This window comes from Chryseobacterium paridis (assembly GCF_016595215.1).
GTDB classification, from domain to species: domain Bacteria; phylum Bacteroidota; class Bacteroidia; order Flavobacteriales; family Weeksellaceae; genus Chryseobacterium; species Chryseobacterium paridis.
The window spans coordinates 853,536-871,069 of record NZ_JAENHK010000001.1 but is presented as its reverse complement, the minus strand read 5'-3'; the positions used below and the strand labels follow the sequence as shown (position 1 = coordinate 871,069).

At 34.4% G+C, this 17,534-nt stretch carries 13 protein-coding genes and 1 tRNA gene; 11 read left to right on the top strand and 3 right to left on the bottom strand.

Going from position 1 to position 17,534, the window contains the following annotated elements:
• Positions 1–25 precede the first annotated feature (25 nt).
• From JHL15_RS04030 to JHL15_RS04015, 4 genes are all read left to right on the top strand, one after another.
• On the top strand, positions 26–3,202 hold the full coding sequence (locus JHL15_RS04030) for a S41 family peptidase (RefSeq protein WP_200243094.1): 3,177 nt from the start codon (positions 26–28) through the stop codon (positions 3,200–3,202).
• A 72-nt stretch (positions 3,203–3,274) separates the two neighbouring features.
• A complete protein-coding gene (locus JHL15_RS04025; RefSeq protein WP_200243089.1) occupies positions 3,275–4,003 on the top strand; it encodes an AAA family ATPase in 729 nt (242 codons plus the stop codon).
• 136 nt (positions 4,004–4,139) lie between these two features.
• Positions 4,140–4,213: transfer RNA gene (locus JHL15_RS04020), tRNA-Asn, on the top strand.
• A gap of 221 nt (positions 4,214–4,434) precedes the next feature.
• Entirely contained in the window at positions 4,435–6,960 is a 2,526-nt protein-coding gene (locus JHL15_RS04015) for a DUF5686 family protein (RefSeq protein ID WP_200243086.1), read from the top strand.
• A gap of 254 nt (positions 6,961–7,214) precedes the next feature.
• Here the strand turns inward: JHL15_RS04015 and rpmA are convergent, their stop codons facing one another.
• Both rpmA and rplU read right to left on the bottom strand, forming a co-directional pair.
• Positions 7,215–7,472, bottom strand: coding sequence for a 50S ribosomal protein L27 (gene rpmA / locus JHL15_RS04010; RefSeq protein ID WP_007842221.1), 258 nt, complete (start codon positions 7,470–7,472; stop codon positions 7,215–7,217).
• A gap of 18 nt (positions 7,473–7,490) precedes the next feature.
• Positions 7,491–8,066 carry a 50S ribosomal protein L21 gene (gene rplU / locus JHL15_RS04005; protein WP_200243083.1) on the bottom strand — a complete coding sequence of 192 codons (576 nt, stop codon included), beginning with the start codon at positions 8,064–8,066 and terminating at the stop codon, positions 7,491–7,493.
• Between the two features lie 182 nt (positions 8,067–8,248).
• On the opposite strand from rplU, the gene JHL15_RS04000 reads away from it, so the two are divergent.
• The 6 genes from JHL15_RS04000 to JHL15_RS03975 all read left to right on the top strand — a co-directional run bounded on the left by JHL15_RS04000 (position 8,249) and on the right by JHL15_RS03975 (position 15,794).
• Complete coding sequence (locus JHL15_RS04000) at positions 8,249–9,130, top strand: neutral zinc metallopeptidase (RefSeq protein ID WP_200243079.1); 882 nt, start codon at positions 8,249–8,251, stop codon at positions 9,128–9,130.
• Positions 9,131–9,241: 111 nt separating this feature from the next.
• Positions 9,242–10,330, top strand: coding sequence for an acyltransferase family protein (locus tag JHL15_RS03995; protein WP_200243077.1), 1,089 nt, complete (start codon positions 9,242–9,244; stop codon positions 10,328–10,330).
• Between the two features lie 62 nt (positions 10,331–10,392).
• Positions 10,393–10,971, top strand: a complete 579-nt coding sequence (miaE, locus tag JHL15_RS03990; RefSeq protein WP_200243075.1) for a tRNA-(ms[2]io[6]A)-hydroxylase — start codon at positions 10,393–10,395, stop codon at positions 10,969–10,971.
• Between the two features lie 21 nt (positions 10,972–10,992).
• Positions 10,993–11,610, top strand: a complete 618-nt coding sequence (locus tag JHL15_RS03985; RefSeq protein ID WP_200243073.1) for a DUF502 domain-containing protein — start codon at positions 10,993–10,995, stop codon at positions 11,608–11,610.
• A 90-nt stretch (positions 11,611–11,700) separates the two neighbouring features.
• On the top strand, positions 11,701–13,077 hold the full coding sequence (locus tag JHL15_RS03980) for a tryptophanase (RefSeq protein WP_200243071.1): 1,377 nt from the start codon (positions 11,701–11,703) through the stop codon (positions 13,075–13,077).
• A gap of 275 nt (positions 13,078–13,352) precedes the next feature.
• Positions 13,353–15,794, top strand: a complete 2,442-nt coding sequence (locus JHL15_RS03975; protein WP_200243069.1) for a TonB-dependent receptor plug domain-containing protein — start codon at positions 13,353–13,355, stop codon at positions 15,792–15,794.
• Positions 15,795–15,833: 39 nt separating this feature from the next.
• Here the strand turns inward: JHL15_RS03975 and JHL15_RS03970 are convergent, their stop codons facing one another.
• Positions 15,834–17,051, bottom strand: coding sequence for a PQQ-dependent sugar dehydrogenase (locus JHL15_RS03970; protein WP_200243068.1), 1,218 nt, complete (start codon positions 17,049–17,051; stop codon positions 15,834–15,836).
• Between the two features lie 109 nt (positions 17,052–17,160).
• On the opposite strand from JHL15_RS03970, the gene JHL15_RS03965 reads away from it, so the two are divergent.
• Positions 17,161–17,532 carry a BlaI/MecI/CopY family transcriptional regulator gene (locus tag JHL15_RS03965; protein WP_200243066.1) on the top strand — a complete coding sequence of 124 codons (372 nt, stop codon included), beginning with the start codon at positions 17,161–17,163 and terminating at the stop codon, positions 17,530–17,532.
• Positions 17,533–17,534 lie beyond the last annotated feature (2 nt).

Genomic DNA, 17,534 nt, shown 5'->3' with positions numbered 1-17,534 from the left:
TCTTGTATACATATTGAAATATTCCATGAGAAAAATCTTCATTTCGTTAGCAGTAGTTTTTGCTACTATTCAGGTTTCAGCACAGGAGAAATCTTTTTTTTTATCTAGTCCATCATTAAGTCCTGACGGAAAAACTGCTTATTTCGCATATGATGGGGATATCTGGAAAGTGGATTCCAATGGCGGAAATGCTTCAAGGGTCACCGCTTTAGATGGAGAAGAAATTAATCCACGTATTTCTCCAGATGGAAAATGGCTTGCATTCAGCTCTAATCAATATGGAAACTATGATGTTTACTTAATGCCTGCTGAAGGTGGAACAATTAAACAGCTTACTTTCCATACCGGAAAAGATGAAATAGAAAACTGGGGATGGGATAGTAAAACCATTTATTTTACGTCTAACAGAAATAATAATTTTGGAAGTTTTAAAACCAGTATTGAAGGAAAGACTCCACAAAAACTTTTCAACAATTATTTCAACAATACCAATGGGCTTGCTGAAACCCCTTCAGGCGAATATCTTTTTACCAGTTCACCTGAAAGTGCTTATCAGGTACATCGAAAACATTATAAAGGAGAAAACAATCCTGATATTTTAGGGTTCAATCAAAAGAATAATATCTTCAAACAGTATACGAACTACGAAGGAAAAGATTTCAATCCAACGGTCGATAAGAATGGAATCATCTATTTTATTTCTGATGAAAATAATAATGAATACAATCTCTATAAAATTGAAAATGGCAAAAAGACGGCATTGACCGAATTTAGCACTTCTATTAAAAAGCCATTTGTTTCTGCAAATGGCTCTAAAGTAATTTTTGAAAAAGATTACCAGCTTTATATTTACGATGTAGCCACCAAGAATACAAAGGCACTGAACATTAGCTTGAACACCAATAAAACATTGGAAAAAGAGCAAAATTTCATGACAGAGAATAATATTTCTTACTACGACGTTTCACCAGATGGAAAAAAAATGGCATTTGTCAGCAGAGGCGTTTTATTTGTGTCTGACATTGAAGGGAAATTTACACAACAAATTTCCGATGGAAAAGAGCGCGTAATGGAAGTAAAATGGCTGAAAGATAATCGCACCTTACTTTTTAATCAGACCGACAAGGGATATCAAAACTGGTTTAGCATCAGTGCAGATGGAAAAGGAGAATTAAAACAGCTGACAAAAGATTTGCGAAACAACCGTAATATAACCCTTAACAATGACCTTACAAAAGGAGTTTACTTAAGTGGCCGGGATGAAGTAAGATTAATAGATCTAAAAAATTTCAATTCTACCACTATTGTAAATGATGAAATATGGGCTTTCCAAAATTCAACACCTTCATTTTCTCCTAATGATGAATATGTGCTATTTTCAGCAAAAAGGAATTTTGAACTGGATATATTCATTTATAACATCAAAAAAGCTCAAACTATAAACCTCACCAACACGGGCGTTTCAGAAGAGGATCCTTTCTGGTCGCCAGATGGTAAGTACATTTATTTTACGAGTGACAGAACCACCCCTTCTTATCCTTTGGGATTGCAGAAATCCAACATTTACAGAATGGCTCTTGATTGGTTTGACGAACCTTACAAATCTGAAAAATTTGACAAACTTTTTATCGAAGAGAAAAAAGAAACTAAAACAGATGAAACCAAAAAGGATAGCAATGACAAAAAGGGTGAAAAAGAAGAAAATAAAGAGAAAAAAGAAACAAAAGAGCCTGTCATCAAGGAATTAAAAATTAACCCTGAAAATGCATTGGAAAGAATCGAAATGGTTACTGACAGGTATGGATATCAGGATAACCCTATGGTTTTTACTGATGATAAAAAAGAAATCTTGTTTTTTAATTCCAATCAGGATAACGGAAAGAAACAGTTGTTTAAAAAAGTATTTACGGATTTTGAACCAGCCAAATCCGAGAAGATTTTCGATAAGGCTGCTAATTATATTACCAAAAACGACAAGAATCTTTTTGCGTTGATAGAAGGTAATATCTATAAAATGACATTAGCCACTTTAAAACCTGAAAAAATAAATATTCAATACACTTTTGATAAAGATCTTGCATCTGAATTTACCCAAATGTTTGATGAAGCATGGACAGGTGTTGAAGAGAATTTTTACGATCAGAAGTTTCATGGCATTGACTGGAAAGCAAAAAAGGAACAATATGCCAAATACCTCCCTTATGTAAACAATAGAAATGATCTGAGAATATTATTAAACGACCTTTTAGGTGAACTCAATTCTTCGCACATTGGTTTTTCCTCTATGGGAAAAGAAGAAACCAGATATTTGAATTACTTTACAAACGAAACCGGAATTATATTTAAAAAAGACGAACCTTATGTCGTAGAAATTATCGTTCGTAAATCTCCGGCGTTCCGTTCCGGTGTCGATATTAAACCGGGAGACAAACTACTAACGGTAAATGGCAAAAATGTCGATTCCAATGAAAATCGTGAAGCCTATTTCACGAGTCCGAAAAAACAGGATGAGCTTATCCTTACTTTTAATCGCAGTGGCAAGAACATAGCAACTAAAGTGCACCCTATCTCAAATGGGGAACTGAAAGGACTGCTCTACGATGATTGGATTTTCAACAACCGCCAACGTGTTAATCGACTTAGTAACAACCGTATCGCTTATTCTTATATGAAAAACATGTCTACTGATGAATTGGATCATTTCCTTTTAGATATGGTAGAACAGGAAAACAGAAAAGATGCCGTCATTCTTGATTTACGCTATAACACAGGAGGGAATGTACACGATAAAGTATTAAACTTCCTTGCACAAAAGCCTTATTTACAATGGAAATACCGCGAAGGCAAAATGACTACACAACCCAATTTTGCACCTGCAGCAAAACCAATTGTTTTGCTTGTTAATGAAGGCTCATTAAGTGATGCTGAAGTAACAGCCGCTGGCTTCAAATCTCTAAAACTGGGAAAAATTATAGGACAGGACACTTATCGTTGGATCATCTTTACTTCAGCAAAAAGCCTTGTGGATAATTCTTCTTATAGACTTCCTTCATGGGGAACCTATACTCTGGATGGCCAAAACCTGGAAAAAACAGGTGTAAAACCTGACATTTACGTCAAAAACACCTTTCTGGACAGGCAACAAGATAATGATCCACAGCTTGAACGAGCGATTCAGGAAATACTCAAAGATTTAAAATAAAAACTGGACTTACAGAAATGTAGGTCTTTTTTTTGCATAAATTTTGCTTGATAGGATTGATTTAGTAAATAAATGGACACAAGACCTTACCTATCCCGGATCTATTTAAAGGATGACCATCCACAAGGTTTTCCATTCAATCTTCCTTTTCTAAGTAATGGTTTAGATTTAAAATTGAGAAGCAATGTTACTTTCTTCGTTGGTGAAAACGGGATTGGAAAATCAACGTTGTTAGAAGCGATTGCTGAAAAATGCGGATTCAATGTATCTGGTGGGAATCGAAATCACAATTATAATTTTCATAAAACAGAATCACCCCTATCGGAACATCTTACTCTTTCCTGGAATACGAAAACCGCTCAAGGATTTTTTATGAGAGCTGAGAGCTTTTTTAACTTCGCAACATATATTGATGAAGTAGCAGAAGAAGACATACGTGTCTTAGATGCTTATGGAGGAAAGTCTTTACATCAGCAATCTCACGGTGAAGCCTTTCTATCATTATTTCATAATCATTTCCAAAAAGGAATTTATATCCTTGACGAACCCGAATCTGCACTTTCTCCACAAAGACAACTTTCGCTATTATCCATAATCCATAAATTGGAAAAGGCCAACAAAGCTCAGTTTATCATTTCCAGTCATTCGCCTATTTTGATGAGCTACCCTAATGCTGAAGTCTATTTGTTGGATGATAAAATTCAGCGCACTCATTACAAAGAAACGGAGCATTATCAATTAACAAAGAGTTTTTTAGAATCTCCGGAGCTTTATTTTAGGCATCTATTTGAAGATATTTAGATTTAATTATAAAATTGATTAAATATTTCTTATTGAAATTCAACATATTTAGCCTAAAACACCTTATAATTAGCAGTAAAATTTGCTTCATATCAATATTCATATTATATTTGCAGCACTTAAAACAAAGGAAAATTCCTCCTTAGCTCAGTTGGTTAGAGCATCTGACTGTTAATCAGAGGGTCGCTGGTTCGAGCCCAGCAGGAGGAGCAAAAAGACTTACAGAAATGTAGGTCTTTTTTATTTTTATTCAATTGGCTTTTTAGCCTCTTTCTTCTAAAACCATAGGCAACAATTAACCAAATTCGTCCTATAAATTTCATTACATTTGCATTTTTGTAAACAAACACGAAATTTTTTTAACCGTTATCCGTTCTAAATACATAAACAGCATACTTTTTGTTTATGCTAAATGCTTGATGAAATACCTAATGTTAATTAATAACCCCAAATACCAGTACCTCTATCTTTTTCTATTCTTTTCCGGCGTCGTTTGTGCACAAAATGCAGCAAGTGGAAGAATTGTTGATGCTAAAACAAATAAAGAAGTTACTGGAGTAGATATTTTCATTAATGATAGCAACGATCCTCTTTTAACAACTACGACAGGAGCTTTTAGTGTTCAATCAGATAGCATTATTTATAAATTAAAGTTTTTAAGAAAGAGCTATGCACTGCAAAGCATTGATATTACACCTGAAAATGCTAATAATATTTTTGTAAAACTGTCAAAAGAAAAGGTAGAGAATATTCAGGAAGTTGTTATTCACAACGAAAAAACAAAATATAAGAGCAAGAAAGAAAATCCAGCTTATGCAATTATGCAGGAAGTATGGAAGCGGAAGAGAAATAATGGTCTGGATAAATTCGATACCTATACTTACAATGAATACGAAAAGATCCAGTTTGACGCCAATAATCTGGACAGCACTTTCATGAAAAGAAAGATCTTTAACAAGCTGGATTTCATTTTTGACTATGCAGATTCAACAGCAAGTGGTAAAATGGCACTTCCTATCTTTCTGAATGAGGCTGTTTATAAAAATTACGGTGAGAATAAGCCTGGAAAAAAAACCAAAAGACTTCTGGTAGCACAGAAAACCTCAGGGTTCCAGGATAATCAAATTGTTACGTTAACTGCCAAAAACCTTTACCGCGATATCAATATCTATGACAATACATTGAATTATTTTGATATTGGCTTTCCAAGTCCCGTAGGAAGTGATGGTTTTAGTACGTATGATTACAATCTTATTGATACCATTTCCATGCGAGGTGAAAATGCCTACAAAATAAGATATCAGCCTAAAAGAACTGAAATTTTGGCCTTTCAGGGCTACCTCTATATCGACACTGATACGTATGCCGTTTTGGGAGCGACATTAAAATCAACCCAAAAGATGAACGTTAATTTTGTCAATGGAATTTCCACAGAGCTGGAATATGATAATCCAGACGAAAATACATTCTTACCTAAAAAGTTTGTAACGGTTGTAGAAATGACTCCTTTCTCCAAAAAGAAAACATCGAAAAGTATTATTGCCAAAAGAACTGTCGATTATTCTCAATATGAATTTAACAAACCTCTTGCCGCTTCAGTTTTTAAAAGGAGTGAAGAGGAGTATGATAATAAATTTGTAGATAAAGATGATTCTTATTGGGTAAAAGCAAGACCAGATTCACTATCCAAATCAGAACAGGGAGTCTATGACATGCTGGATAAGCTTCAACAGGTGCCAAAATTCAACAGGATCGTAAAACTATATGAAACCCTTGGATCGGGTTATTATAATGTCACTAAAGGAATCGACTTAGGTCCTATATTTTCTGTTTATGGTGTAAACGAAGTTGAGGGAGACAGAATAAGATTAGGAGCAAGAAGTTATTTCTCTATGAATGATCCATGGAGAGTACAATTCTATACTGCTTATGGGTTTAAAGATCAAAAATTCAAATATGGTGTAGAGGCAAAATACATGTTCAATAAAGTTAACCGATTCATGATCGGAGCCGGAACAAGAAGAGATGTTATGCAATTAGGTGTACAGCTGACAACAGATGATGGAATCATGTCCCGAACTTTTGCATCTTCTACGGTGTTTGCAAGAGGAAGTAACGCTTCCTTAAGCTCTTTAAATCAAACCAATATTTTCACATCCATAGAGCCCTGGAAAAATTTTCAGATCAGAATTGATGGAACCATGCAAAGCATTAAATCGGCCAATCCTGAGGGATTCAGTCTGATGTACTACCGAAATGGAGACCTGAGAAAAACGGTTAATGATTCACATGTCACCGTTAGCTTAATAGCAAGACCAGGAGCCAAATTTTCACAAACCGGAGTCGACAGACATGAACATGGTACCTTGGCACCCACAATTGTTTTAAAGTACACCAGAGGGATTGAGGGGCTTTTTAATGCGGATTTTAACTATAACAAATTACAGTTTTTATTTTATAAACCTGTTTTAATTGGAAGCTGGGGCAAGACTTTAATTAATTTTGAAGCCGGAAAGAATTTCAATACGGTTCCATTAGCATTGCAAAATGTAATTCCCGGAAACCAATCTTATAGTTTGGTGGGAAATACATTTGCACAATTGAATTATTATGAATTCGTTGCGGACACTTACACAACGCTTCATTTAGAGCACCATTTCAATGGTAAAATCCTTTCTTACATTCCTTTAATAAAGAAACTAAAATTAAGAGAAATAGCCTTTATCCGAAGTGCTTATGGGACTTTAAGTAATGCCTCTAAAGCTATCAACGTAGAGGGCTTCAAATACTCTGCTCCAAGTGATCATATTTATTATGAATATGGGTTCGGTATAGAAAATATAGGATTTGGAAATCTTAGAATTTTTAGAGTCGATTTTAACTGGCGAGGAAATTACTTAAACAGACCAGACATTTCTACATTTGGAGTAAAGGCAGGGTTCCAAGTTGGGTTTTAAAAAATAAATACTTCAAGAATTATCGTATCTTTTTAATGTCTATTGTAGATTGATGTCATTTACTACAATTCTCTCGATATAATATTTTTTTTAGTTCCGCTTTATTTAAATAATGTTAAATTTTTAAATATCATTGATATTTCGAATCGATCATAAAAGAAAAGCACTACTTATTCTCCGGATAAACAAATTATAAAACACAAAAAAGCCTCAACAAATTGTTGAGGCTTTCGTTTTTTTATAGAACGCTTAGATTAAGCGTTTGGTTCTACAGATACAAAAGATCTGTTATTTGCTTTCTTTCTGAAAACTACTTTACCGTCTACTAATGCAAACAAAGTATGGTCTTTACCCATTCCCACGTTTTCACCTGGGTGGTGTTGTGTACCTCTTTGTCTGATAATAATATTACCGGCAATAGCTTCTTGTCCACCGAAAATCTTTACACCTAATCTTTTAGAGTGAGATTCTCTACCGTTTTTGGAACTACCGACTCCTTTCTTGTGTGCCATTTTATTTGTAGATTATTATTATTTATTAAGAGCTTTAAATTGATCAATGTTCTTAACGATAGCAGCATCTACTTCTTCGTGAGTAAGAACTTTCTTCTCTAATTCAACTTTAACAGCTTTACCTAAAGTAATTAAAGTCTCTCTGTTTTCTTTAGACTGAGACAAGTTGTTTTTCTTTAAGTGATAGTTCAATTCATGATCTTCACCAAAGTTAACAGTTGCGTTGTCTGAAAGAACCTCAGCCTTTACAGTTTCTTTTTTAGCTGCTTTCTTTGCACCTCCTTCAAATCCAGTGATTCCTGTAATTTGAATTTGAGTTAAAGATTGTCTGTGACCATTTTTAACTTCGTATCCTTTTCTTCTTTTCTTTTTGAAAACGATTACTTTATCAGCTTTTACATGATCTAAGATCTCTGCTTCTACAGTGATCCCGCTTACAGCTGGGGCGCCTACAGTGATTGTACCATTTACAGTAAGAAGAACTTTATCGAAAGAAACTTTTCCTCCTTTGTCTCCTTTTAAACGGTGTACAAACAACTTCTGGTCTTGCTCAACTTTATATTGAAGCCCTGCTATTTCTACAATTGCAAACATTGTTTATAAATTTTTAGTTATTTCAAGGTGCAAATATACAAATTATTTTATAAATAGCTTACAATCAAAACCATATTTTTATTAAAAATACTTTTTCACCGATATAGGAATAATTTTAACTATTTATATATTAATTTATAAAAAATAATTTATACCTTCGTTTTCACCAAAAAATATTTTATATGAAAAATTTAAAATTCTGCTTTTTAGCAGGAGCTGTTGCTGTATTATCACTTACAGCTTGTAACGATGACAAAATGGAAGACAATGTCTTACCAAATTCCCAAACTGAAAACGCTAAAATTGAACAGCCTGGAGACTTGCAAAAGAGTTGCTCTTATGTAGATCAATACTGGAGTTCAACAGCAGTGCTTTTAACAGGTTTGCAAACATCAGCTGACACTAACTTTATGAATGGTCAGATGACTAAGATTGCAAGCATGTGGGGAAGAAGTAATCCTACATTACGATTTGTAAATGATCCTTCCAATTTCAATTCTACTTACAATGCTATTTCCTATTCTAACGGAAAAATCTATTATGGTTATGCCATCTATGCTGACGCAAAAAATAAGGGCGGAGATATTGTAAATGCGATGATTCTTGCACACGAATACGGACATCAGTTACAGTATGCTTTTAATTTACCTTCTGTAAATGAATCTACAGCCAGACCAAACGAATTGGAAGCTGATGGTTTTGCCGGATATTATTTAAGAAGACCAAACGGGTATAATAAAACCCAATTCTCTGAAATTGCTTCTGCTTATGAGTTTGCACAAAGCATTGGAGATTATCAAACATCAAGCGCTAATCACCACGGAACTCCTCCGCAAAGAAGATCTGCTGTTCGTCTAGGTTTCTTATTAGGACAATACAGCCTTTCTGCAGCTGATTTTGATTACAACTTCTTCTATTACTATCAGGGAGTTTTAAATGGCACTTACAAAATGGGTAAAAATTCCAGAAATCCTGAAATTGATGCTTATATGAGTCAGTATATGGATGAATTAAGAAAAATTCAATCTGGAGAAATTTCTGCTGAAGAGTTCAAAAAACTGTAAACATTCATTTTTCACATATTTAGAAAAGGAGGTAAAGAATTGCTTTACCTCTTTTTTTATTATCAATAATTACCAAACTTTATTTATTTTTGAGGTTTATCACATATCATAATGAATAGAGATCTTTACATTGATTTTGCAAAAGGATTAGCAACGCTATCCATTATATTTATTCATACTGCTTTCTGGTCTGGTCAATTTTACATTTCTGCAGAAACCAGAGTGTTTTCATTGGTATTTGATGTAGCTCTCTTCTATGCTCTTAGTGGAATTACTTCCGGAGCTAATATTGAAAAAACACTTTATAGATTGCTGAAACTTCAGATAACCTATATGATCTTTGTAACATTTCTGTTTTTCTTAGATTACTTTTTTAAGGTTTTTGGATTGACCTTCTTCTCTATGGAATGGTTGCAAAATTTTTATTCGACATTTGGTTCCAAATATGCAACAACAAGTATCTCAGCAGTACCTCAATGGCAGAATCTAGGCAACTGGTATCTTCATCAGTATACCAATGCCGATACGTTCCCTGTAGTGATGGGAAGCTTTTGGTACCTTAAGGTATATTTTATATTAACTGTTTTTGGAGTTTTAATTTTAAGGTTTTTTCCGAAACATGTTCATTGGTTTATTGGAATATGCATCGCTTTAACCCTAATATTTAATTGCTTTCCGTGGCTTTATCCAACTGGGCAGGTCGGTTATGTTGCTTTTTATCTTGGTGTATTTCTTATTGCCAACAGAATGAAGGGTAAGAAAATCTCCCTCAAAATGATTCCGGTACTTTATGTAATGGTTGCAGCACTCCTATTATGGATGTTCTGGTATTATGGAAATGAAATATTTTATAAGATCAATAAAAATAAATTTCCTCCGCAAGCACCTTATATTATATGGACACTGTTCTCTTTAGTGACTTTATTTGTTTTTTACAACCGTTTAAAAATTACAAAAGAGAATTTCATTACTTACATTGGGAAGAATGCCATATTCTTCTATTTTGCACAAGGTATAAGCTCCTCTCTTGTTTATTTTCTTGTGGTTTATCTAAAGGAAAAAATGGTATGGTGGATCTTAATGATTTTAATCTATATCATAAATATTATATTAGCCACAATAATAGCAAAAGCTTTAAAGAAAGTAGACCATTTAGGTTGGGATGTTTTAGAATTTCTTCGAAGAAAGACGGCATCTTAAATAACTGAAATAAACAATATTTATTATTGTAATTTACTTTAAATTTACAGAAATTTTAAAACATGTTTAAGTTGAAACTTCCTACTGATCCAAGGTGGGCAAATATCGCAGAGGGAAACATAGAAGAAATTTTGACCGATCATGCTTGGTGCGAACAAAAAGCAGCAACCAACGCGATTGGATTGATCACCATGCTTCCTGAATATCCTGAAATTGTAACAGAACTTCTGGCTATCGCTCAGGAAGAACTTGACCATTTCAATCAGGTTCATGAGATTATTAAAAACAGAGGATATAAATTCGGAAGGGCACGAAAGGATGATTATGTCAATGAATTGATGAAATTTATTATCCAGGGAAGCAGAGAAGATCTTATTGTTGACAAAATGCTGTTCGCAGCAATGATTGAAGCGAGAAGTTGTGAGAGATTTAAAGTCTTGACAGAAAATATCAAAGATGAAGAGCTTAAAACGTTCTATAAAGAATTGATGATCTCTGAAGCTAATCATTATACGACCTTCATTGGTTTTGCAAGGCAATTGGGTAATCCCGAAAAAGTAAACAGTCGCTGGGAAGAGTGGCTTGAATATGAAGCCAGTATTATTAAGTCCTACGGAAATAAGGAAAGCATACACGGCTAAACCAATTATCATATACAAAAGTTGAAAAAACTAACATTCGAAAATATTGCTAATTTTTTCCTGAAGAATTTTTTTCAGGGATTGGTTATTATTGGACCTATCGGACTTACCATTTTTGTAATTTGGTATATTGTCACATCCATCGACAATATCATCCCATCTGTTGCAAAGGAAATTCCTGGGTTAGTCTTTGTATCTACCATTTTAATTACTGCTCTTTTAGGTTATTTAGGAAATAAATTCGTTGTGGGAAGATTCTTTTTTGACACGATGGACAGTTTGCTAGAAAAAACTCCTGGAGTAAAGCATATATATACACCCACAAAAGACGTCATGTCTTCCTTTGTAGGTGATAAAAAAAAATTTAATGATCCTGTATGGGTAAAAACCAATGAGAATCCTGAAATCTGGAGAATTGGGTTTTTAACTCAGAAGGAAATGGCTGATGTAGATAAACATAATTATGTAGCAGTTTATCTTCCTCATTCTTATGCTATTTCCGGATGGGTAATTGTTACCGAAGAAAAAAACATCAAACCTGTAGTGGGCATGTCTGCTGCTTCAGCAATGAAATTTGCTGTAAGTGGAGGAGTCGCTGGTTTCCACTCTGATGAAAATATATTTAAGGCACCTGAGTAGCATTCCACTACTTCTTTAAATATACTTGATGAATTGAAATTATTTTCAAACAAATTTTCTTTAAAAAACAATCAAATAAATACTTAACTCATGAATTTACCGTACGCGGAGCCTTTCCGCATTAAAATGGTTGAGGAGATCCGTCAATCAACAAGAGAAGAAAGAGAACAATGGCTTAAAGAAGCCAATTACAATTTATTTAACTTAAAATCTTCACAGGTCTTTATTGATCTATTAACTGATTCAGGAACCGGAGCGATGTCTGACAGACAATGGGGAGCATTGATGACAGGAGATGAAAGCTATGCCGGATCCCGTTCATTTGAAGAACTTCATAACACTGTAAAAAGCATTACGGGTTTCCAATATCTTTTACCAACTCACCAGGGAAGAGCCGCTGAAAACGTTTTGTTTTCCGTTCTTGTAAAAGATGGTGATGTCATTCCCGGAAATTCTCACTTCGATACGACCAAAGGTCACATTGAATTCCGTAAAGCTCATGCTATTGATTGCACGATTGATGAAGCTTTTGATATAAATGATCTGCACCCATTCAAGGGGAACATCAATCTTGAAAAACTGGAGGAAGTTTATAAAAGCCATCCTAAAGAAAAGATCCCTTTCTGTTTAATCACTATTACTTGTAATTCGTCAGGAGGTCAACCTGTTTCTTTAGAAAATATGAAGGCGGTAAAAGAGCTTTCCAACCAATATGGAATTCCTGTTTTCTTTGATTCAGCGAGATTTGCAGAAAATGCTTATTTCATTAAAAAAAGAGAAAAAGGTCAGGAAAACAGAAGTATTAAAGAAATCTGTAAGGAAATTTTCTCTTATGGAGATGGAATGACAATGAGCTCTAAAAAAGATGGATTGGTAAACATTGGAGGTTTCATCGCTTTAAACAGTGAAGAGATTTTCAGAAAGGCTTCCAGCTTTACTATTATTTATGAAGGGTTCATTACTTACGGAGGCATGGCAGGAAGAGATATGGCAGCATTGGCAGTAGGACTCAATGAAGCAACAGAATTTGCATATCTGGAGAGCAGAATTTCACAGGTTGAATATCTTGGAAACAAATTGATAGAATATGGAATTCCAGTTCAAAAGCCAATTGGTGGACATGCTGTTTTTATAGATTCTTTAAATTTCCTTCCTAAAGTTGCCCGTGAAGAGTATCCAGCGCAGACTCTAGGTCTTGAAATCTATAAAGAGGCAGGAATCAGAACTGTGGAAATTGGTACTTTATTAGCCGATAGAGATCCCGAGACAAGACAGAACCGTTATCCAAAACTAGAACTTGTTCGTCTGGCTATCCCTAGAAGAACCTACACCAATAACCATATGGAATATATCGCTGCAGCGATTAAGAACGTTTATGAAAGACGTGAAGAAATTGCTAAAGGATATAAAATTACATGGGAACCAGATCTTTTACGACACTTTACTGTACAGTTAGAAGAAGCATAAAATTAAAACCGGGATTTAGCTCCCGGTTTTTTATTTGATAATAACCAGCACATCGAATAATTAAAAATATTCGTCACAATTCAACATCTTATATATTTAGTATTGACATTTTTATATTTTAACTGATTTTTTGATTTTAATTAATTTTTTTCATTTAATTATGCTTAACATTTATTTTTCATAATACTTTTCAAACAATAGTGATTTTTTTTGTTGATTTAAAATCAAAAATCAATACTTTTGATCAAATTACCAATCACCGAAACTTGATATATATGAAAATTAAATACCTGAGTGCCTTATTTCTTGGCACGACTGCAGCTTTATATTCGCAGCAAACCAATGATACCATTTCAAAGGAAGCTAAAATTGAAGAAGTAGCGATTACCGGAAGCCGAAATAAAAAAAGAACTGTCATCGACACTCCTGTTCCTATTGACGTCATTGATATTAAGCAAGTAAGTCAATCCACAGGACAAATAGAGGTCAATCAACTTTTACAGTTTGCAGCTCCTTCTTTTAATTCAAATAAACAATCAGGCTCCGATGGTGCGGATGCAGTAGATCCCGCTACCTTAAGAGGGCTGGGACCAGACCAAACTTTACTTTTATTAAACGGCAAAAGATACCATCAGTCTTCTCTTATCAACCTTTTCGGTACTAAAGGAAGGGGAAATACGGGATACGATATGAATACAATTCCAATCGGGGCAATCAAAAGAATAGAGGTTCTTCGTGACGGAGCATCTGCCCAATATGGTTCTGATGCTATTGCTGGGGTTATCAATGTCATTTTAAATGACCGGGATAAAGGATTTGAAGGAAATGTTTTTTCCGGAATGAATTTATTTAAAAGCCCTGGCAACAATGATGTTGTTTCCGATCACAAAATAGATGGGCTTACATTCGATTTCAATGGTAATCTTGGAACAAAAATAGGTAATAAAGGAGGTTTTGGAAATTTCACAGCCGAATTCGTGAATAAAGAATACGCAATCAGAAATGCAAATCCTGCCATTTATGATGCTCCAAGACAAAGATTTGGAGACGCCAAATCACAGAATGTTTATTTCTTTGGTAATATACAACTTCCCTTATCAGATAATCTCACGTTCTATTCACGTCAAGGATTCTCCAATAGAAATACCCACGCTTATGCATGGACGAGAAAAGCTGATGACGATAAAAATATTCCGGAAATCTATCCAAACGGATTTAACCCCATTGAAAATACTAAAATAACAGATTTCACTTTTGATAATGGATTAAAGTTCAAAGTTCTGGATTGGGATGTTGATTTTTATAATGCTTTTGGAAGCAACCGATTCACCTACCAGATCGATAATACATTAAATGCAACTTTAGGAGTAAAATCCCCAACTAGTTTTAACGCAGGAGGACATTCTTTACTGCAAAACACAACTGGATTTAATGCCACAAAACAATTCAATGTTTTAGAAGGACTTAATATTGCTTTCGGTTCCGAATTCAGATATGAGAGATTTGAAATTATAAAGGGTGAAGAAGCATCTTATGCTGCATATGATATCAATGGAAATATTGTAACTAATGACACTCCTCAAAACTTATTGGTCCCAGTTCCCGGATCAGATCCAGTCCGATATAGACCAGGTGGCTCACAGGGATTTCCAGGATATTCGGTGAATTTAAATAAAAACAGAAATAATTTCGCTGCCTATGTGGATACTGAACTTGATATCACTAAAAAATGGATGGTTAGCGTTGCGGGGAGATTTGAAAATTACAACGATTTTGGAAGTACAATCAATGGAAAATTTGCGACAAGATATGCTATAACTCCTCAATTCGCTCTTCGAGGTTCTGTTTCTACAGGATTCAGAGCGCCTTCTTTAGCTCAAAAATACTTTGATTTACAATTCACCAATTTCCAAGGTAATAAACTGGTTACTATTCAGTTGGCACCCAACGACAGTGATTTAGCAGTAAGGACTGGAATCCCTCAGTTGAAGCAGGAAACCTCAGTAAATGGAAGTGTTGGATTTACCTTCAATACAGGAAAATTCACCGCAACAATTGATGGATACTACATTAATGTTAAAAATAGAATTGTATTGACAGGTAATTTTTCCAGAACCGATTTACCACCAGATGTTCAGGTAGATTATCCTTATATTGATCAGGCACAATTCTTCTCTAATGCCATAGATACAAGAACAAAAGGAGTAGACGTTATATTGAGTTATAACGAAACAATTGGAAATGGAAGGCTTTCTGCAACTTTAGCAGGAAACTATAATGATATGGAAATTACTTCTGTCAATGTTTCAGAAAAGCTGAAAGGAAAAGAAGATATTTATCTTAGTGCTCGTGAACGCGCGTTTATTTTAGCCTCAGCTCCTAAAACAAAAGTCAACTTGAGCTTAAATTATAAAATCTCAAAATTCAATGCCAATTTACAATTGGTGAGATTCCATAAACTGACCCTAATTGGATACAATGGGCCAGATGATTTTCAAACCTATAATGCAAAAATCACGACCGACTTATCTTTTGGATATGATTTTTCAAAAAATATTAGCTTAACAATTGGTAGTAAAAATCTATTTAACAGGTATCCTACACTTCAAAGAGAAGCCGTTTCGGCTGGAAATACTGAATCCGGGGGGATTTTTGATCCAGTACAAATGGGCTTTGCAGGAAGACAGGTTTTTGCCAGATTTAACTTCAGGTTTTAAGCGTAAAAAGGCTCCGAATATATCCGGAGCCTTTTTTACTTATTTTTTAGAAATTTTATATAGTTTCCCGCTATCAGTCACCGCATAAATATTACCATCCATTCCATCTAAAACATCCCGGAATCTTTCCTTCTGATCGGCCAAAAGTCGCTCTTCTCCAACTACTTTATTATCTTTCATCACGATTCGATTAATATGCTCACCACTTAAACAACCGATGAATAAATTCCCTTTCCATTCATCTATATTCCCGGTATAGAAAGTAACCCCGCTTGGAGAAATTACCGGATCCCAATAATACACAGGCTGTTCCGTTCCTTCTCTTTGGGTTATTCCTTCTCCTACTTTTGCACCAGAATATTCAATACCATACGTAACATCACCCCATCCATAATTTTTACCGGGTTGAATAAAATTAATTTCATCTCCTCCCCTTGGTCCCATCTCCACATCCCAAAGGTTACCTTTTGGATCAATAGCCAATCCCTGAGGGTTTCTTACACCATAAGCATAAATTTCAGGTTTAAATCCTGCTTTTCCAATAAATGGATTCCCGGGAGCAGGCTTACCATCTTTTGTTATTTTGAGTATTTTTCCTAAATAATTATCTGTTTTCTGAGCATACACTCTCGTTTCTTTATCTGACCTTTCTCCCGTACTTACGAATAAATTTCCATCTTTATCAAAAGCCAATCGGCTACCATAATGTTTATCTCCATTATAAGAAGGCTCTGCACGAAAAATAACCTTTACTTCATCTATTGTTTTTAAATCTTGTGAAAGCTTACCCTTTGCAACAGAAGTTAAATTCCCTTTTCCAAATGGTTCAGAAAAACTAAAATAGATTATATTATTAGTTTTAAAATCAGGATCAAGAGCAACATCCAACATTCCGCCCTGACCTTTTGAATCAACTTTTGGAAAGCCTGAAATTTTAGAAATTTGTTTTCCATCGGAAGAAACAACACTCATATAGCCTGATTTTTCGGTAATTAAAAATCTACCATCTGGTAAATTAATAATACCCCAAGGCCTATCGAAGTCTTTACTCAATACTTCTACTTTATAAGGAGTTGAAGTTTTTACTGCTTTAATTCTGGTTTGCCCTACAAATGCTGGTTTGTAATTAGAATTTGGTTTTTCAGTTTCTACTCCGCCATCACTGCTGACTCTTTGAGCACTTGCGTTATTTTTTTTACATGAGGTCAAAACTAAAAAAAGACTTAAAACTGGTACATAAAACTTATTGAATTTCATAGGATTGTGATTAGTGGTTGAAAAAAATAATGGAAAAATAGTGCCACAAAAATTTGTTAGATTAAATTTTTATTCTACATTTGTAGAACAAAGTATCAAAACGTAGAATATGAAAGAAATAAAACTAACAGATTCTGAAAAAGATCTTATGGAAATTCTTTGGGATAAAAAGAAGGTTTTCATGAAAGACATCCTGGATCTTTACCCAGACCCTAAACCAGCAGCAACAACTGTTGCCACACTTCTCAAAAGAATGCAGAATAAAGATCTGGTGGGCTATACATTATATGGAAATTCTCGCGAATACTATCCAAAGGTAGCTAAAGGAGAATATTTCAAGGAAGAAATGACTTCCATGATTGACCGTTTTTTCAACAGCTCGGTTACGCAATTTGCTTCATTTTTTACATCAAATACCAAATTGACTCAGAAGCAGTTGATAGAACTTCGCGAAATAATTGATCAACAAATAAAAGAATAAAA